Source organism: Photobacterium sp. GB-210 (assembly GCF_003026075.1).
GTDB lineage: Bacteria > Pseudomonadota > Gammaproteobacteria > Enterobacterales > Vibrionaceae > Photobacterium.
This window is the reverse complement of record NZ_PYNU01000003.1, coordinates 187,676-206,238: the sequence shown is the minus strand read 5'-3', so window position 1 is coordinate 206,238 and position 18,563 is coordinate 187,676. Positions and strand designations below refer to the sequence as shown.

Sequence of the window (18,563 nt, the reverse complement as noted above, 5' to 3'; positions counted from 1 at the left end):
TACGGACAGATAACAAAAGGATATGAGATCAAGTATGAATCAGATTCATCAACATAACTGCGATGTACTGGTTATTGGCAGCGGTGCCGCTGGCCTATCATTAGCACTACACCTTTCTTCTTCTGCCAATGTTACCGTGTTATGTAAAGGACCGCTGAATGAAGGCGCAACTTATTACGCACAGGGCGGAATAGCTGCAGTATTTGATGAATCAGACAGCATCGATTCACATGTTGAAGATACCCTTATTGCTGGCGCCCACTTATGTGATAAAGACGTCGTTCGTTTTATTGCCGAGAATGCTAAAGAATGTGTTCAGTGGTTGATTGATGGCGGCGTACCGTTTGATCGTGAAGAATCTGATAGTGATGATAACCCTCGTTTTCACTTAACCCGTGAAGGCGGCCACAGCCATCGTCGTATTCTCCATGCCGCTGATGCAACAGGCATGGCAATGCAGACCTCACTTCAAGATCAAGCCCGTAATCATCCCAATATTACCATTTTAGAACGTCATAATGCGCTCGATTTAATCACTGAAAAAAAACTTAATCCAGATACCGAATCAAACCGCGTATTAGGCGCTTATGTGTGGAATCGTGATAAAGAAATGGTAGAAACACTGGGGGCTAAATTCGTTATTCTAGCCACTGGCGGTGCTTCAAAAGTCTATCAATATACCTCTAACCCAGACGTTTCTTCCGGTGATGGTATCGCCATGGCGTGGCGTGCTGGTTGTCGTGTGGCAAACCTTGAGTTCAATCAGTTTCACCCAACCTGTTTATTCCACCCTGAAGCCCAGACTTTCTTGCTAACAGAAGCACTGCGTGGAGAAGGGGCGTATTTACGTCGTCCTGATGGCTCTCGTTTTATGCCTGAATTTGATGAGCGTGCAGAGCTCGCGCCTCGTGATATTGTTGCCCGTGCCATCGACTATGAAATGAAACGTTTAGGCGCTGACTGCATGTACCTTGATATCAGTCATAAACCTGCAGACTTTGTTAAAAAACACTTCCCGATGATTGATGAAAAGCTACAAAGCTACGGCATTGATATCACGAAAGAGCCTATTCCTATTGTTCCCGCCGCTCACTATACCTGTGGTGGCGTTATGGTTGATAAAAAAGGTAAAACGGATATTGATGGCTTATATGCTATTGGGGAAGTGAGTTACACAGGCTTGCATGGTGCCAATCGTATGGCATCAAATTCACTGCTAGAGTGTGTGGTTTATGCTTGGTCAGCAGCAAAAGATATTCAAGCAAAAATGGATACCATTGTCATACCACCAGCGCTACCAATATGGGATGAAAGTAAAGTAAGTAACTCGGATGAAGAAGTCGTTATCCAACATAACTGGCACGAATTACGTTTATTTATGTGGGATTATGTCGGTATTGTCCGTTCAACCAAACGACTTGAACGTGCCATGCACCGAATAGAGTTACTGAAAAATGAAATTAGCGAGTATTACAGCCATTTCCGAGTTTCAAACAATTTAATTGAACTACGTAACCTTGTATTAGTTGCTGAGCTCATCATTCGTTGTGCTATTGAGCGAAAAGAAAGCCGCGGTCTTCACTATACCCTGGATTACCCAGAGTTAGACGAAAATGCCAAACCCACCGTATTAGTACCTGAAAATCGCTAAGTTACCAGTAGCCAGCTTCAATAAAAATCCCGACCAAATGTCGGGATTTTTTCGTTACAACCACTACACTTTATAGCCAGTAATAGCTTTGTCTAATTCTTCGGCTTGCTCTGCCACTACATTTGCTACCACGGCATTTTGATGAGCAACCTGAAAATTGTTTTCTGTAATATCTCGAATAGAAGTAATGTTCACCGTAATATCTTCAGAAGTGATACTTTGCTGCTCCACAGCAGTCGCTATTTGTGTACTCATATCCATAATTTGCTGCATTTCTGACATAATGCTCGCAATCTTATGCTCAGCACTATTAACTTGCTCTACACTGGCTTCGCCCTGCTCGCGACAATCCACAATATGCGTTACTACTTGATCTGTTTGCCGCTGTAACGAACTAATAATGGTTGTGATTTCTTCTGTCGATTGGCGTGTACGTAATGCCAGAGAACGAACTTCATCAGCAACAACCGCAAAACCTCGACCTTGCTCCCCAGCCCTTGCCGCTTCAATTGCCGCGTTTAATGCTAATAAATTCGTTTGCTCTGCAATCGACATTATTACATCTAATACTGAGCCAATTTCTTCAGATAAACTCGATAAACTTTCGACTTCCCCATTGGTATTTTCTAAATTCACGGCCAATAAACGAATACGATCCTTCGTCGCGCTCACTTCATCAATACCTTCTTGTGCAATATGCTGGCTACGCTCAGCATTCGCAGCTGCCACTTCAGTATTGTTTGATATTTCACGGATAGTTATGCCCATTTCAGTAATAGCAGTGGCAACAGAATTAGTCTCTTCTTGTTGTTGTTTCATTGCCTTTTCGGTATCACGACTTCGTTGCTGTAATGATCCTGATGCATCGCTTAGTTGCTCTACAGCGGCTTTTACATTTCCAATCAACTGACGTAAATGTGCTAATAGATAGTTAAAATTTTGAGCCATTTGACTAAATTCATCATTACCGCTTTGATCTGCTTGTAAACTTAAATCATGGCTCTTTGCAATTTGAGCCATTAACGAACTTAAACTGGTTAACCGGCGTTGAATCGACATACTAATAACCCACGATAAGCCAAGTAATAGCGCTATAATTATAATTACAACCACACTGGTTATCGCGATAATCTTTTGTTTTTGCTCATCAATCAGCTGCGTCAACCGCTCACTAACAGTCGCAAATGTCTTTTCAACCAAATGGGATTGAGTGCGAATATCTCCTCGTAATCCTTGGTTGTAACTGAGCCCAATAATCATTTTTTGTTGTAATACAGCCTCAACAGCGGCGGTAAAAACACTAAATGCATTGCCATAATCAGCCATAAACTGGGCGTTATTCTTCGCCAACTGTTGTTGATATAACGTGGCGTATTCAGGATCACCAGTAAGAACAAACAACTTAGCCGTTTGAATAAGTTCATATAATGCTGGCGCATTGATGTCTTTCTCAACCACTAACTGATTGATTTTTTCAGAAGAAGATAAAAAGGTGCGGTATTTACCCTGCGAAGTATCTAAGCCCTGCACCTCATAGGCTGAAATTAACGCCATCATTTTTTGCTGGTAATTTGTCATCGCAACAGGCAATTTATCAAGTTCAGGAACAGCGATAGACAGATCGGATAACTCTTGATTTAAGAGAGAGAGTTGTTGCTTGAATAAACTGATATTATTTTGAAACTTAGCGCGATACTTCAAGTTCTTACGCATCAAAAAGTCTTTTTCATTACGCCTTAAGTTAAGCAATGTTACTTCTAGTTGACCTATCCCTTGCACCACATGACCGATAGTTTCAACTCTGTCGTTAGCTAGTTTACTCATAGCAAGTACAGAAACTAAAGCGATAACAGAGATAACACTGAGCCCCATTAACTTATGTTTTATTTTCATTTTTAATTCCTGTTTTTATAGTTATTATTATTTTTATCAATATATATTTTTACCGCGAATTGAAATAAAAATGTAATAAAAAATTTAAATAAAGATAAAAACTCTGAATTCAGCTCACAATCTAACTAGTACAAACTGAGGCTTTCCAAAATTAACGGAACGAGAAGTAAAGATAAGTAAACATTTTTAAATGGCGATAATGACGTTCGGACAAACTATCACGCCAGACAATAACCCAACGATGAGATAGCCCCTCCACTTTAAATATGATCAACCAACGGGTTAACGGGCGAGCATAAATCACGCGACCTCGTTGCTGTTGATAATAAACTTCCCCCACAGAAGAAAGTCGCAAACGCCCTTGTAATCGATAACTGTATATCGCCGAATTAAGGTATTCGTCATACAGCTTCTCACACAAAATCAAAGTAATAGGAAGAATAAGTAAGGAACTTGAGAATAAGAGGAATATAGCCACACACAGGTAAGCTACCGTTAATGTGGCTATCTGTAATTTAGATGGGAATAAATAAAGATCAGCGTAATTTACTGTTGTTGTGAGCAACAATCATATCCACCATATTTGCATGGGCTTCATTTTCACTGCGGCCGTGTTTCATCACCCATGTAAAAAGATCAGGATCATCACACGTTAATAGATTAATAAAATCTTGCTGCTGTTGCTCTGATAGTTCATCAAAACGCTCTTCAAAGAACGGCATAATAATCACATCTAACTCTAGCATTCCACGTCGGCATGCCCATTTAACTCGTGCTTTATCTTCCGCGCTTAACATATTTAACCTCGATAACTAGAACTAAAAACCTATTTAATGCTGTAGATTTAAAACAAAGAGAAACAGCTATTTATAGTAGCAGTGACATCACTTCCCGACCATGCGCTTAAACAAGCAATCATTAAAGATGAGACATGAAAACGATAAATCCCCTCTCAATGACTCTTGTCTGATTTCCACAGCGAGACGATGGTTAATTATTTCATTTACTTGGTATACCATGTCGTAATAATGACAACATTCTGTGGACAGAGATATGAGTACTTGGTCAACAAATCTAACGTTTTCCCCCCTTGCTTTATCATCGCAAGATCCTCTTCCAGCTTTAGCATTAAGTAAGCTTGATGACTGGGGGATGGTCACGTTAATTGGTGCCGACAGTAAAGCCTATTTACAAGGTCAGTTAACCTGTGATCTTGTATCACTAGAAGCGGGTAAATCAACATTAGCAGCACATTGTGATGCAAAAGGTAAAATGCGTACTGTGATGCGTATTTTCCATATCAACAATGGCTATGGTTATCTTCAACGCCAAACTGTCATGGCAACCCAGATCCCTGAGCTAAAAAAATACGCGGTTTTCTCTAAAACCGACATTAATCAATCAACTGACGTAGTCCTAGGTCTTAGTGGAGAACAAGCTCAAAACGCGATTGATAACTACTTTACAGGTAATGATGATGTCCGTCATAACGACACAGCAACCGCGGTAAAAGTAGATAACTTACGTTGGTTTGTTATCACACCACCTGAGCATGCTGAAACGGTTGCTCAACACTTTGCGGATAACGCAACGCTAACCGATGCTGCGTTGTGGAACTTATACGATATAAAAGCAGCCCTCCCCCGTGTTGAAGCAGTAACTGAACTTGAATTTATTCCACAAGCGATGAACCTTCAGGCGGTTAATGGTATTAGCTTTAAAAAAGGGTGTTACACAGGCCAAGAAACGGTTGCTCGTGCAAAATACCGTGGTATTAACAAACGCGCAATGTACATCGTGAGCGGTGAATCCACACAATGCCCACAGGCAGGTGATGCACTTGAACGTAGCGTTGGTGAAAACTGGCGTAAAGGTGGTACGGTTATCACTGGCTACCAATTTAATGATCAACAAGCGTTAGCTTTAGTGGTATTACCAAACGATCTCGATGACGATGCACAATTTCGATTTGCATTACAACCAGATGCTATCTGGGAAAAACATCCATTACCTTACGCTTTAGATGATGACGCATAATTCTATCGATACTGCTGTTACCCGTTTTCTTGAAGAAGAAGGCGTTGATTTTCGCCTTCTTCATCACAGCAAGCCAGCAAAAACTATAGAGGAAGCGGCTCAAGAACGTGGGGTTGACCCAAAGCAACTGGTCAAATCCATTTTGCTCAAAGATATGGCAGGGTTTCATGTTTTAGCCTGTGTACCAGGCCCGAATGCTGTTGATCCTAAGAAAGTCCGTGAGCTATTTGGTTGTCGTCGTATGACCTGTGCTGATGCGTCTGATGTTGAAAAAATCACAGGTTTAGTCATTGGCACGGTTGCGCCATTAGGCTTGAAACGCCCACTACCTATTATTTTCGATCATCAAATAGAGCAACATACTAAAGTGAACATTAGTAGTGGTGATCGTATGGCTGGGCTTGAGTTAGCTACCGATGATTTAGTGATCTTATGTGATCCTATGTTTGGTGATATCAGCCGAGACTAATCCATTAAAAATAAAGCCCCAAACTAAGGGGCTTTCATTTAATTCTAACACGTTAACTGGCTTTACTTATCTCATCATCTTCTACCCATCCACCGTGGTCTTGGCGGGGATGATAATGCGTGGGTAATTTTTTACTTCTTTGCGTCCATGGCGATTCTTTAATAGCTTTCGTCATATCTTCATAGCCGGCTTCACGGCGTAAACGAATAGAACGACGTGAGAACTCTGCATCACTTAATGGAATATGGCCTTTCAGTGGATCAAACGTAATATGCACGATATCAATATGCCTGCCTATTTTTAGTGACACCACATCAGGCACTTGTTCACTATCAACAACATCTTTTGAATGTTCTAAAATATGATCAAGATTACGTTTTGCTACAAGCGCTTCAATATGCTCACAAGAGCGACTCGCGTATTGGATCTCTTTTTCACGCCATAACACTTCACTCATGGTTTGTGGTAATTCACCTTTCGCATTCCATAAATCAACCATAAAGACGAGTAAATCTTCATCTTTTTCAGCTAAATCTAAAATACCATTGATCGGTGAATTGGAAACGCACCCACCATCCCAATAATGATCATCACCAATTTTGGTGGCTGGAAAACCGGGTGGTAAAGATCCACTCGCAATAGCATGAGCGGGTTGTAATGGCTGTGTATGACTATCAAAAAATACCAACTCTCCCTTGGTGACACTTGTTGCGCCAACAGTTAAACGGGCTTTCTGTTGATTAATAAGAGAAAAATCAGACAGGTCATCGATAGTGGAAAATAACGGGCTAGTATCATAAAAGCTGGTTGCTGATTCACCAGGCAATGACAACCATGGATTAATAATACGAGGTACAAAAAAGCCAGGTTGGCCCATTGTTAATGCTTGAGATGCACTAAAAGTATTAAACATCGGTGCCATGGCTGGTAATAAATCAACATCAGTCTCAGGTCTTGATATACGATCCCAAAAGTCAGCCAATTTATTTAAACGATCTTCAGGTTCATTGCCAGCCAAGATGGCACTGTTCAACGCGCCGATAGAAATGCCAGCAAACCAGTCTGGTGTGTATCCCGCTTCTTCCAGTGCTTGATACGCGCCAATATGATAAGCACCTAATGCACCACCACCTTGTAGAACAAGGCAAACCTTTGGTTTTTTCTTAGTACGTGTTCTAGCCATCATCATCCCTATTTATCTGATAAGTCCGAGTATTACTCTACAGATTAAAAAGGCACCAGCTTGATAAAAAAACAGATAATCGATATAAAACAAGGCGAACTCACAAGCTGTTTTTTATCAATTGCAATTTGTTTCATATTTTACTCTTGCAATTAGCACTCTTTGATACTCGCTCTTTTATTGTGCCAATTTCGCTTATTAATGTTATTTCTTACTAGGTATTCCACACTATGTCTGTTTCTCCTTCACATAAAAAAGATATCAACTGGCGTGGGGTTGATCTCAACCTACTGATCTCCTTTTCCGCTCTATTGGAAACACAAAGTGTTACGAAGGCAGCAAACAAACTTGCGATTGGACAATCTGCCATGAGTCATAATTTGTCTCGTTTAAGGCAACTCCTTGACGATCCTTTATTTGAACGTCAAGGACATAATATGATCCCAACACAAAAAGCGTTAGAGCTCTCGGTCACTGTCGAAAAAATTCTAAACTTAATCACTAGAGAGTTATTACAACCGAGCACATTTGAGCCAGAGCTGTTCACTGGAACGTTTAAAATAGGCCTAACCGACTACGCAGAGTTACTTTTCGCCCCCGCCATTTTTGATGCCATTCATACTTGCTCACCACATAGTCATCTCAGCTTCTTTAATGTTGATCGGCATAACTATCAAACCGTTTTTAATGATCAACGATTAGACTTGGTGATTGGCTCAATGACAAATATGGGCAAAGACATTAGTAGCCAATATTTATATACCGAAGATCATGTTTGTTTATTCGATAGCAAAGCAACAGGACTCAATGCCCCTATCACCATAGAACAATATAGTGCGCATCCGCATGCCTTAGTTTCACCAGATGGACAACTCACCACCCAAGTTGATGAGCAACTAAAAAATCATGCCTTACAACGTCAAGTCGCGGTAGGTTCACGTAACTTTTTGACCATCCGCCATTTACTCAAAGGAAGGGATTTACTGTGTGTGGTTTCTCGCTTAATGGCACAATTAGATCTGTTTCATGATGATTTGACCCAATGCCCAACCCCTGTCGATATTGCTGATTTTGATATTCGTTTATTATGGCTACATCGCAATGGCACTCACCCTCGTAATGAGTGGCTACGTCAACGAGTTGCCAGTACGGTTATCGAACAGGTAAAACAACTCCAGCAATAATAACGGATAACAAAAAAGCAGAGTCATGCATACTCTGCTTTCTACGACTACTTACCCGATTGAGGTTCTTGAATTTGGTATAACTTGTGTTCGTCACAAGGTTCATCGCAGTTACATTCTTTATCAACACCCACGTTGGCTAAACCACCACAACTGCCTTTGATGGTACGTTGTTTTAAAAACCAACCTATCGCCATAGCAAAAATAACAAGCAGAAAAATACCTAGTGTTAACAGAAATGTGGTCACAACTTAAAACCGCCAATTTTTGTTAAACCGCTAACAGGCGATAATGATGACATCCCTACTTTAGCAACAGGCGCTTTCTTTTTAGTGCCGCAACCGCAGCCACATGCGCCTTTTTCACGCTTACAATCTCGACCTTGCTCTGCCGATGTTAACGCTTCTTTTACTGCGCTACCTGATAACACATCAGCCAATGTTGTGCGTGGTGCAACTCGACTAACATGAAAGCCTGCATGTAATAATCGAGCCAGTGAACGCTGACCAATATTACCTAAGACAATTTCAGACACGCCATACTCAACCAGTTGACTTTGGATTATTTTTTTATGCTTACAGCCTAGTTCGCGACTACCTGTATTTTCAATTCTAGCAACTTGCTGTCCTTGCTGATCGTAAATAACAAAAACAGCCGCTTTACCAAAGTGCCCTGCAACCTGCTCACGTGGCGTTAATGCAATTGCCATTGACATAATTTTTCCTCACTCACTTAACCGAGCGCTCACAACGAATATGATCGCTTTTTATCACTTATCAAAATAAAAGCGTTCATGGTGTTGGGATATAACCGTCAAGTTCTAACGCCAACCCTTGAACTAACGCTTGCGCCACTTTTTTTCGTCCCGATGCCACTATATTGCCTAATGTTTGACGAGAGACACCGAGTTGCTTTGCCGCTTCTAGCTGTTGCAAACCTTGCATATCAACTAACCGAAGTGCTTCTAATTCATCGCTATCTAAACGTAATGACACGAGTTCTTTCATCGGTACGCCATTGGGCTTAAAGCAACTGTACGCAGGACGACATCCTATTCGACGTTCAATCTTAGGCCTAGCCATGGTTCACCTTATCCATCTAACCATGGTGAATTATTGGCGTATGCCAAAAACATTACTTTGATCTAGATACGTAACAAGCAATAAAAATTTTTCTTATCTAAACACATTGATGATTTATAAATTCACAAAATAAAATCCCATTATAACGGCTTTAAAAAATAATGAAGATGAAAGTACCATGCGCGGATATTGTAGCGAAGAGAAGATAACAGGCGTGAAGATGACGCGAACTACCTTAAAAAATAGAATCTGTTTATTTTATTCGACAATACCAAAAAACTTAAAATCAGAATAATTGTCTGGATTTTTATTTCTTTTCTAATTAATAAGTTAGATAGTTACATATAGGAAACAGCATATGCTAATTATGTCACAGAAGTGTCATGCACAAACTGCTATACTTAGCGCCGTCAATAGCCAGGAAGGTTGGAGTTAGCAGTATTATGCGGATGTTTAAACGCTACTTACCAAAATTAATCGCCAAACATATCAGTCGCTTATTTAGTGGTCGCCTCTACATTGACGGACGCGGTGGGTACCATTTTGAAAATGGTTTACTACTGGTTCCTATCAAAGCAAAGAAACGTCATTACGATACCGTGAATGAGGTGAATTTAGAAGTAAGACGCTTACGTGAAACCTATGAAGCTTAAACACTATTGCTAACGATAAAGCCCATATCAAAATGGGCTTTTTTGATCTTACAGCTCTTCATCTTCAACAATAATGATGGCGTAGTCTTCCGCCATTAATAAATCATTCAGTTCGTTATCATCATTCACCCTAATCTGAAATAACCAACCGTCCCCATAAGGATCACTATTGACGAGCTCTGGCGCCGAATCTAATTCATCGTTAATAGCAATCACAACACCAGACAAGGGGGCATAAATATCTGAGGACGCTTTTACCGATTCAGCCATCGCACACTCTTCCCCCACATCTGTGGACGATTCAATGTCAGGTAATTCAATATAAACCATATCCCCAAGCAATGATTGAGCATGGTCGGTAATACCAATAGTATAAATCCCATCACCTTCAGAACGAATCCATTCATGGCTATGGGTATATTGTAATTCAAGAGGAACGTAACTCATTTTCACATCCTTATAAAAGTAGCGGGAATCGTTAAAACACTACTGTCACCATGTCAGATCTATATAAATTAACGCACATTATTTATCTCTGATATTTACTGTAGGTGAAAAAATCCATTTTGTTAGTCACGAAAAACAAAAAAGTCACCATCAGGTGACTTTTTCAACATTCAATAACAAGCATGTTATTTTTCGTAGCGAGCAAGCTCTGGTAATTCACCACTCAAACCTAACGCTTTACGCATAAACTCGTCTTTCACACCTGGTGCTTTATCTGCTACTAACATGCCGATGTCACGGAATAGTTTTTTCGCTGGATTTGAACCTGAAAACAGATCTTTAAACCCTTGCATCGCAGTGATCATCTTCGCCGCTTCAGCCTTACGCCAACGTTCATATTGACGTAAATGCGCCTGTTTACCAATGTCTTTATCTGCTAGCCATAATGCTTTTAGCTCTTGTGCCAAAGCCGCTGCATCAAGCAAACCAAGGTTTACTCCCTGTCCAGCCAAGGGGTGAATAGTATGTGCAGCATCACCGACTAACGCGACCCGTTCACGAACGAAATCACGCGCATAACGCATACGCAGTGGAAATGCTTGACGCTCACCTTCTACGCGACATAAACCTAAGCGATTATCAAATGCAGTCGTTAGATGCTGATTAAACAACTCATCCGACATATCACATAATTGTTTAGCTTCTTCTGGCGGTACAGACCACACAATAGAGCATAAATCAGGTTCAGATAACGGTAAAAAGGCTAACGGCCCTTGTGGCCGAAAAATTTGTCGTGCCACTTTCATGTGTGGCTCTTGGCTACGAATATTGGCCACAATGGCACTATGACCATAGTCCCAATGGGTTAATGGAATATCGAGTTGCTGACGTACCCAAGAGTTTGCCCCATCAGCACCAACAACCAATTTCGCCGTCAGATGTTTACCAGAGGCTAATGTTAGCCAGGCTTCTGATTCACCAAACGCGATGTTTTCACAGCGCTCTGGCGCTAATAAGGTCACATTACTGAGCTGCTTTACACGATCTAATAAGGCGAGCTGAATAACTCGATTTTCAACAATATGCCCCAGATCAGGCTGCGCTAATCGCTGTGCATCAAAATGGATTTGAGCAAAGCTATCTTGCTCCCATACCGTCATTTCCGAATATGGGCTCATACGACGACTTGCAATCCCTTCCCATACGCCTAAGCGACGGAAAATACGTTCACTGGCACGGCTTAATGCCGATACACGTAAATCAGGTAATGACTGCAATTGAGGATCGGGTAAATGTCCTTCAATAACGGCAACTCGAAGTTCAGTTTCAGCCAATGCTGCCGCTAACGTTAACCCCACCATTCCGCCGCCAATAATCGCGACATCAACACTTTGCATCATAGCTATCGTTCTACCTGTCCCATAGCACGACGCAATAGCGGTGCTTTTAATGTGTTTGAAAGATTCATTGTAACCAAACCGATATTTCGTCCAGCTGTCAGCAATGGATTATCATTAGCAAATAAGTTTACCAATCCTGTTGTCATCATAATGGTATTTTGACGATCAGGCATACGGCGTTCACGATAACGCCCTAACACCTCAGGTAAACCTATATCGTTACCCTGTTGACGACCTGAAACGATCTCTTCTGCAAGTGTCACTACATCTCGAATACCGAGGTTAAATCCTTGTCCTGCGATAGGATGTAATGTTTGTGCCGCATTACCAATCACAGCAAAACGATGCGATACAAGCGAGTTTGATTGACGAAGTAACAATGGATAGCATGAGCGTTTACCCGTTTGGACTAACGCACCTAAACGCCACCCAAACGCGTGTTGCAACTTGGCAAGAAATTCTGCGTCAGATAAATCCATGATCACTTGTTGTTGCTCTGGTGGTACACACCATACTAAAGAGCTTCGCCCTTGAGACATTGGCAGTAAGGCAACCGGACCATGTTCTGTAAAGCGTTCAAATGCTTGATTATAATGAGGCTCAGAGGTTGTAATATTGGCAATAATAGCAGTTTGTTCAAAATCATAGTCTGAGCGACCAAGCTTCACCAACTGACAGCAATGAGAAATAGCCCCATCAGCAGCCACCAGCAATGACGCCTGTATGCGTTCACCGTTATCAAGCTCAATAGTTGCGTTATCTACGCTGCGCTCAATTTGCTTAACACTGGCAGGACAATATAGATCAACATTTTCTAGCTGCTGCAGTTTATGATGAAAAACTTCACCAGCATCTGCAAGTTCAATCACATAACCTAGCGCATCAACCGCCTGCTCTTGTGATGAAATTCGGACCATGCCTGCATGACCACGATCTGAAACATGAATATCGTTTATCGGTGTTGCAACATCACGCAAGGCTGACCACATACCAATGTTATCCAGTAAACGGGTCGTGCCATACGATAACGCGATACTTCTTGCATCATAACCCGGATGAGTATCAAACTCAGGCATCACAGCTTCAACCACTGCAACACGTAATGAGTGACGACTCAATACATCTAATGCGATAGCAAGACTCGCTCCTGCCATTGCACCACCAGCAATTACAACATCATAGTGCTTCACTATTTATCCCTTCACAAAACAACGTTTAGTGTAACGTTGGTTTTTCCTCTGTATCTTCAGCAACCGGACGCTGACCTAATTCAGAGTGACAACTCAATACACACATACGAACATGCTCAACAACTTGTTCAAATAAGGCTGCTTGTTCTTCTATATCGTCATCTTCATCAATACCTAACTGAGCGATCTCTTGAAGATCAGCTAAAGCTTCAGTGACAGCTTCAGATAATTGGTTCTTTTGGAGATCCATCAGTCCTAAACCAGAAATAAAGCTAGTAACCCATTCCGTTAATGCATCTGCCCGCATCATTAATGGCTCATCATCATCTGGCATCAGTAATGAAAACTCAAAGCCACCACTAAACAGCTCATTAGCTGTTGTCGTAAACAAAGAGCGGATCATTATTTTAGCGCCGTCGGTTAATGGCTCACCTTCGTTGGCATAATCACTAACAGGTCCAACCCAGCTTTCATCATCAATCGCTAAACCACCGCAAATCATGCCACTTAATAAACCATGTAATTCAGCAGGTGCCGCTGCAAGCCCTTGCTCTTTTAAGGCAGATTCAACAGCTTGGTATGTAGGTAGGGTTATTTCACTCATGGTTTATTACCTTTATTTTTAGATCAAACAACGAACAAAGCGCTCTATTGTTACTTTCACATTGCTATATCCACTTGATTTAAATAATTCAAATCAAGCAAACACCAATAATTACATTTTTACTGAATTTCTAAAGCAGAAATAACAATGGGTCAGTAACCGCCTGTGTTATGCTAACACTTAAGCTCTGTTCGGCAAATCATAACGCCGAGCATAACGTTCAATAGTTAACCACCCATCAATTTGGTGTGATTAATATCTGTTTAGTTAGAAGCTATTGAGCACAAAGTGAAGTATAGCCGCTTGCATGTTGTAACCGCTTTTCCTATGATTTGGCGACAAGCAAAAGCGGAATGAATACCCATTAGGCATGGAGCAAACCGAAGATTTATGAGTACTCAGGCTGTAGAAATTCAAGTATTCGGCAGAAACATCAAAGTTAATTGCCCAACTGGTCAAGAGGATGCACTTCGTGCTGCCGCTTCTGATTTTGACCAACGCTTGAAAGATATGTCAGAGCGCACTAAAGTATCCAATGTAGAGCAACTGTTACTCTTTACAGGGCTTAACATCTGCAACGAGTTACATGCAGAGCGACTAGAACATAACGGAAGCGCTGGCGTTTTATCCAATAAGATCAGTGCACTAGAAGAAAAATTAGATAAAGCATTGCAAAATTATCCAAAGCGTTGATAATGAATTAACCCTGGGGTGTGCGTCAGTGAATGAACGTCCCCGAGCCGATAAGCAAATACCCAGGATCTGCTTTTATTAGCTATTGAGCATGCTCAGCTCGACTGAGAAGCCTACGGTTAATGTTGCCGATCCACCTTGAACGTCTGGTTCAAGGGCATTATTTCGCAACGGCACCTTGGGGAACTCCTCTGTTTTACTTCCCATTTCATTAACATATTCATACAATTTAGCAAAATCCCAACTCAAGGATTGAGCCAAATGACACCACAGCTTGTAACCCCACGACAAAAAATCAGACAACAGATCCGCATACAGCGACAACAACTTCTTCCAGAACAACAAAGGCACGCTAGCCTACAATTACTTAAACAAATTAAGCAATGCCAACAATTTCTGACGAGTCAACATATTGCGCTTTATTTGACCAATGACGGTGAAATCAGCACTCACCCCATTATCGACTGGTTATGGCAAAACGGAAAATCTGTTTATCTACCAGTGTTGCATCCTTTTAGCAAAGGACACTTGTTATTTCTTCACTACACCTCTAACACCCCTATGCGTAAAAATCGCTATCAAATCTCAGAGCCCGTTCTCGATGTGCGAGCAGTCAAACCTGTGAATGAATTAGATATTATTTGCACCCCATTGGTGGCTTTTGATAACTCCGGGCAACGCTTAGGTATGGGAGGGGGCTACTATGATCGCACTCTTAGTCAGTGGCATCAGCATAAACAAGGCCCTTACCCGCTAGGGCTAGCCCATGATTGCCAACATGTAGAACAATTACCAAGTGAACAATGGGATGTGCCGTTACCTAAAATCATTACCCCGTCAAAGATCTATTGTTGGTAACAATACAAATGCGAGCATCAAATCCCCCTATTGAAGCAATCGTTTACTTTAGTTTCAATGAAAATGGATAATCTAACTAATTGTTATAAATAACCTTATGTTTTTATTTCTTATTTTGCATTGTGATTGTTCATAATCGCACTGACGAACGATTTCCAATTCGTTATAATTAGCATCAACGCTTACTCGGCGTATTAGTCATAACGAGGAGAATGGCATGACACAAGATGAAATGAAAAAAGCAGCAGGTTGGGCAGCACTTGAATACGTACAGAAAGGAACAATTGTAGGTGTAGGTACTGGCTCTACGGTTAATCACTTCATCGATGCCTTAGCAACTCGCAAAGAAGAAATTAAAGGTGCTGTTTCAAGTTCAGTCGCTTCAACTGAACGTCTTGAACAACTAGGCATTACTGTATTTGATGCAAATGAAGTTGCTTCACTTGATATTTATGTCGATGGTGCTGATGAAATTAACGCAGACTACGACATGATTAAAGGCGGCGGTGCAGCGCTTACTCGTGAAAAAATCGTGGCTGCAATTGCGAAAAAATTTATCTGTATCGTTGATGATACCAAGCAAGTTGACGTATTGGGTCAATTCCCGCTTCCAGTTGAAGTGATCCCTATGGGGCGCTCTTTCATTGGCCGTGAGTTAGTAAAACTTGGTGGCGATCCAGCTTACCGTGAAGGCGTTGTGACTGATAACGGTAATATGATCCTTGATGTCTATAACATGAAGATCACCGATCCTAAAGCAATGGAAGATAAGATCAACGCCCTACCCGGTGTTGTAACTGTTGGTCTATTTGCTCACCGTGGCGCAGATGTATTATTGGTTGGCTCACCTGACGGTGTAAAAAAATTCGAGAAATAACATACAATGATCGCGTTTTATTCGAAATGATCAAACGCTATTGATCCCATTATAAATGTTATTTCCTTTCAAAACGGCATAGCTTATTGATTCTAATTCTAGCTTATGCCGTTTTTTATTATCTTTTTTGTAATATTCTTACCCATAGTGGCTATTTTTTGATACTTTATTAATAAGCTATTAGCAAACGTTTAACCATTTCGCTACTGTGGCTGTAAAGAAGACATTTCACCACCTGACATTTCTTTGTTTTACATTCAGTTAGCTGCGTTTTTAAGGATGAGAACCATGGCCAAAGTTTCACTCAATAAAGATAAAATTAAAATTCTATTATTAGAAGGACTACACCCTTCATCTCTAGAAGTGCTAAAACAAGCAGGTTACACCAACATTGAGTACCACAAAGGATCACTTGCTGGTGAAGAGCTACTAGAAGCGGTAAAAGATGCCCACTTCATTGGTATTCGCTCTCGTACACAATTAACACCTGAAGTTTTTGCTGCAGCGAAAAAACTTACCGCTGTTGGTTGTTTCTGTATTGGTACTAACCAAGTTGATTTAGATGAAGCTATGCGTCGCGGTATCCCCGTTTTCAACGCACCATTTTCAAATACCCGTAGTGTTGCTGAGCTTGTTTTAGGTGAACTTCTTCTTCTTTTACGTGGCATTCCAGAAAAGAACGCTAAAGCGCATCGTGGCGAATGGATAAAATCTGCAGACAACTCATTTGAAGCGCGTGGTAAAACCCTAGGTATTATCGGCTACGGTCATATTGGTACTCAACTTGGTATCTTGGCTGAAAACCTCGGAATGCGCGTTTGTTTTTACGATATTGAAAGTAAATTAACCTTAGGTAATGCAACACAAGTCGCATCGTTAAGTGAGCTTTTAAATAAATCCGATGTGATTTCACTGCACGTACCAGAAACACCAGAGACACAAAACATTATGGGTGCTGAAGAATTTGCACGCATGAAGCCAGGTTCTATCTTTATTAACGCAGCACGTGGTACCGTCGTGGATATTGATGCGCTTTGTAGTGCGTTAGAAAGCAAACATATTGCAGGCGCAGCTATCGATGTATTCCCTGTTGAACCGAAAACCAATAACGACCCATTTGAATCCCCTCTACTGCAATTTGATAACGTTATTTTGACGCCTCACATCGGAGGCTCAACCCAAGAAGCACAAGAAAACATTGGTATTGAAGTGGCAGGTAAACTAGTGAAATACTCAGATAATGGTTCAACGTTATCTGCTGTTGGCTTCCCTGAGGTATCACTCCCTGAGCACCGTGGTTGTTCTCGTCTACTCCATATTCACGAAAACCGCCCAGGTATTTTAAACCAAATCACAACAATTTTTGCTTCAGAAGGTATCAATATCGCTGCTCAGTTCTTACAAACAGGCGCTGAAATTGGTTATGTCGTCATTGATGTTGAAACTGAACGTTCAAAAGAAGCACTAGCAAAACTGAAAACAATCGAAGGTACTATTCGTGCGCGTATTCTTCACTAATTACAGCGTGAATAAATAGTAAAAAGGAGAGCATCAGCTCTCCTTTTTTATTCCATCAACTAACAGCAATTACGATTATTTGGCTAACTTGAAAATCACGTTCACACTATCAGAGATAACAATGTTATTCTCACTGTAGCTTTGGTTAACCGCTGCGGAGTCTTGCATCGCACTACCGACATAATTAGCCATTCGATACGGCATTGGACGAGAAGCCGTGTTGTAATCAATCTGCCATACACCTTCAACTTTATCACCAAAGCCTTTCGCTAAAGATGCAGCCACTTCTTTGGCATTGGTAATCGCAGCTTGGCGTGCTTCTTCTTGGTATTTCTTCTGATCTTTTACTTTCAACGTAATGTTGTTGATCTGATTAATACCATCACCTAATGCACCATCAAGGTAAGTATTAAGATTCTCTAATTTGTATACCGTTACAACCACATTACGGGTTGCTTTAAAGCCTGTGAACTCTGGTGCTTGATCTTTCGGATAACGGTACTGTGCAGAAAGAGAAATATTGGCACTATTAATATTTTTACGTTCAACACCCGCTTTGGTTAAACGCTCAATAAACTTAGTCACAGCCTGATCTGCAGCTTGCTTTGCACCTGAAGCTGTTGGTTGTGTCGCAACCACATCCACAGAGAATACTGCCATATCAGGCTTCACCACGACTTCACCGCGCCCTGTTGTTTCTAAATGAGGAAATGATAGATCAGCGGCAACAGCGCCTGTAGAGATAAGTGCACTGGTACTTAATAATATAGCTAATAGGTGTTTTTTCATTATCAATCCTCGCTAACAAAGAGTTATTTTTATTT

General features: G+C 41.1%; 21 protein-coding genes and 1 other RNA gene. 10 read left to right on the top strand and 12 right to left on the bottom strand.

The features are described from left to right. The first annotated feature begins 34 nt into the window (after positions 1 to 34). The gene (nadB, locus tag C9J38_RS08070) at positions 35 to 1,651 is read left to right on the top strand and encodes an L-aspartate oxidase (protein WP_107206620.1); all 1,617 of its coding nucleotides are present in this window, start codon (positions 35 to 37) and stop codon (positions 1,649 to 1,651) included. Positions 1,652 to 1,714: 63 nt separating this feature from the next. On the opposite strand, the gene C9J38_RS08065 is transcribed toward nadB, so the two are convergent. From C9J38_RS08065 to C9J38_RS08055, 3 genes are all read right to left on the bottom strand, one after another. After that, on the bottom strand, positions 1,715 to 3,544 hold the full coding sequence (locus C9J38_RS08065; RefSeq protein ID WP_107206619.1) for a methyl-accepting chemotaxis protein: 1,830 nt from the start codon (positions 3,542 to 3,544) through the stop codon (positions 1,715 to 1,717). 151 nt (positions 3,545 to 3,695) lie between these two features. Further along, positions 3,696 to 4,109, bottom strand: a complete 414-nt coding sequence (locus tag C9J38_RS08060) for a protein YgfX (RefSeq protein WP_107206650.1) — start codon at positions 4,107 to 4,109, stop codon at positions 3,696 to 3,698. Further along, the gene (locus tag C9J38_RS08055; RefSeq protein WP_005371425.1) at positions 4,081 to 4,341 is read right to left on the bottom strand and encodes a succinate dehydrogenase assembly factor 2; all 261 of its coding nucleotides are present in this window, start codon (positions 4,339 to 4,341) and stop codon (positions 4,081 to 4,083) included. Before C9J38_RS08055 ends, C9J38_RS08060 begins: the two co-directional genes overlap by 29 nt. Before the next feature lie 256 nt (positions 4,342 to 4,597). Here C9J38_RS08055 and ygfZ point away from each other — a divergent pair, with 256 nt between their 5' ends. Together ygfZ and C9J38_RS08045 are read left to right on the top strand one after the other, a co-directional pair. Further along, on the top strand, positions 4,598 to 5,581 hold the full coding sequence (gene ygfZ, locus C9J38_RS08050) for a tRNA-modifying protein YgfZ (protein WP_107206618.1): 984 nt from the start codon (positions 4,598 to 4,600) through the stop codon (positions 5,579 to 5,581). After that, positions 5,571 to 6,050 (top strand): aminoacyl-tRNA deacylase, encoded by a 480-nt coding sequence (locus C9J38_RS08045; protein WP_173425483.1) that lies wholly within the window; start codon positions 5,571 to 5,573, stop codon positions 6,048 to 6,050. Before ygfZ ends, C9J38_RS08045 begins: the two co-directional genes overlap by 11 nt. 52 nt (positions 6,051 to 6,102) lie before the next feature. Here C9J38_RS08045 and C9J38_RS08040 read toward each other — a convergent pair whose 3' ends face one another. Further along, on the bottom strand, positions 6,103 to 7,233 hold the full coding sequence (locus C9J38_RS08040; protein ID WP_107206617.1) for a patatin-like phospholipase family protein: 1,131 nt from the start codon (positions 7,231 to 7,233) through the stop codon (positions 6,103 to 6,105). Between the two features lie 230 nt (positions 7,234 to 7,463). Here C9J38_RS08040 and C9J38_RS08035 point away from each other — a divergent pair, with 230 nt between their 5' ends. Next, entirely contained in the window at positions 7,464 to 8,417 is a 954-nt protein-coding gene (locus C9J38_RS08035; RefSeq protein ID WP_107206616.1) for a LysR family transcriptional regulator, read from the top strand. 47 nt (positions 8,418 to 8,464) lie between these two features. Here C9J38_RS08035 and nqrM read toward each other — a convergent pair whose 3' ends face one another. From nqrM to C9J38_RS08020, 3 genes are all read right to left on the bottom strand, one after another. After that, positions 8,465 to 8,665: a (Na+)-NQR maturation NqrM gene (gene nqrM / locus C9J38_RS08030; RefSeq protein WP_005371409.1), complete on the bottom strand. Its 201-nt coding sequence runs from the start codon at positions 8,663 to 8,665 to the stop codon at positions 8,465 to 8,467. Next, positions 8,662 to 9,132 carry a NifB/NifX family molybdenum-iron cluster-binding protein gene (locus C9J38_RS08025; RefSeq protein WP_107206615.1) on the bottom strand — a complete coding sequence of 157 codons (471 nt, stop codon included), beginning with the start codon at positions 9,130 to 9,132 and terminating at the stop codon, positions 8,662 to 8,664. Before C9J38_RS08025 ends, nqrM begins: the two co-directional genes overlap by 4 nt. A 76-nt stretch (positions 9,133 to 9,208) precedes the next feature. Further along, positions 9,209 to 9,499, bottom strand: a complete 291-nt coding sequence (locus C9J38_RS08020; protein ID WP_107206614.1) for a DUF134 domain-containing protein — start codon at positions 9,497 to 9,499, stop codon at positions 9,209 to 9,211. A gap of 443 nt (positions 9,500 to 9,942) precedes the next feature. Between C9J38_RS08020 and C9J38_RS08015 the strand changes: the two genes are divergently transcribed. Next, positions 9,943 to 10,152: a DUF1107 domain-containing protein gene (locus C9J38_RS08015; RefSeq protein ID WP_199187043.1), complete on the top strand. Its 210-nt coding sequence runs from the start codon at positions 9,943 to 9,945 to the stop codon at positions 10,150 to 10,152. Between the two features lie 48 nt (positions 10,153 to 10,200). Here the strand turns inward: C9J38_RS08015 and gcvH are convergent, their stop codons facing one another. The 4 genes from gcvH to C9J38_RS07995 form a co-directional block, all read right to left on the bottom strand. Continuing rightward, positions 10,201 to 10,599: a glycine cleavage system protein GcvH gene (gene gcvH / locus C9J38_RS08010; RefSeq protein ID WP_107206612.1), complete on the bottom strand. Its 399-nt coding sequence runs from the start codon at positions 10,597 to 10,599 to the stop codon at positions 10,201 to 10,203. 185 nt (positions 10,600 to 10,784) lie between these two features. Then, a complete protein-coding gene (locus C9J38_RS08005) occupies positions 10,785 to 11,999 on the bottom strand; it encodes an FAD-dependent 2-octaprenylphenol hydroxylase (RefSeq protein ID WP_199187041.1) in 1,215 nt (404 codons plus the stop codon). A 2-nt stretch (positions 12,000 to 12,001) separates the two neighbouring features. Further along, entirely contained in the window at positions 12,002 to 13,189 is a 1,188-nt protein-coding gene (gene ubiH / locus C9J38_RS08000) for a 2-octaprenyl-6-methoxyphenyl hydroxylase (protein WP_107206611.1), read from the bottom strand. 25 nt (positions 13,190 to 13,214) lie between these two features. Then, positions 13,215 to 13,793 (bottom strand): YecA family protein, encoded by a 579-nt coding sequence (locus C9J38_RS07995; RefSeq protein WP_107206610.1) that lies wholly within the window; start codon positions 13,791 to 13,793, stop codon positions 13,215 to 13,217. Between the two features lie 390 nt (positions 13,794 to 14,183). Between C9J38_RS07995 and zapA the strand changes: the two genes are divergently transcribed. From zapA to serA, 5 genes are all read left to right on the top strand, one after another. Continuing rightward, complete coding sequence (gene zapA / locus C9J38_RS07990; protein WP_107206609.1) at positions 14,184 to 14,486, top strand: cell division protein ZapA; 303 nt, start codon at positions 14,184 to 14,186, stop codon at positions 14,484 to 14,486. 7 nt (positions 14,487 to 14,493) lie between these two features. After that, positions 14,494 to 14,675, top strand: a non-coding RNA gene (gene ssrS / locus C9J38_RS07985) — 6S RNA. A gap of 72 nt (positions 14,676 to 14,747) precedes the next feature. Continuing rightward, positions 14,748 to 15,344 carry a 5-formyltetrahydrofolate cyclo-ligase gene (locus tag C9J38_RS07980; protein ID WP_107206608.1) on the top strand — a complete coding sequence of 199 codons (597 nt, stop codon included), beginning with the start codon at positions 14,748 to 14,750 and terminating at the stop codon, positions 15,342 to 15,344. A 217-nt stretch (positions 15,345 to 15,561) separates the two neighbouring features. After that, positions 15,562 to 16,221 carry a ribose-5-phosphate isomerase RpiA gene (gene rpiA, locus C9J38_RS07975; protein WP_005371376.1) on the top strand — a complete coding sequence of 220 codons (660 nt, stop codon included), beginning with the start codon at positions 15,562 to 15,564 and terminating at the stop codon, positions 16,219 to 16,221. Between the two features lie 288 nt (positions 16,222 to 16,509). Beyond that, positions 16,510 to 17,739 carry a phosphoglycerate dehydrogenase gene (gene serA, locus C9J38_RS07970; protein ID WP_107206607.1) on the top strand — a complete coding sequence of 410 codons (1,230 nt, stop codon included), beginning with the start codon at positions 16,510 to 16,512 and terminating at the stop codon, positions 17,737 to 17,739. A gap of 75 nt (positions 17,740 to 17,814) precedes the next feature. Here serA and C9J38_RS07965 read toward each other — a convergent pair whose 3' ends face one another. Next, a complete protein-coding gene (locus tag C9J38_RS07965) occupies positions 17,815 to 18,528 on the bottom strand; it encodes an oxidative stress defense protein (protein ID WP_107206606.1) in 714 nt (237 codons plus the stop codon). Between the last annotated feature and the right edge of the window lie 35 nt (positions 18,529 to 18,563).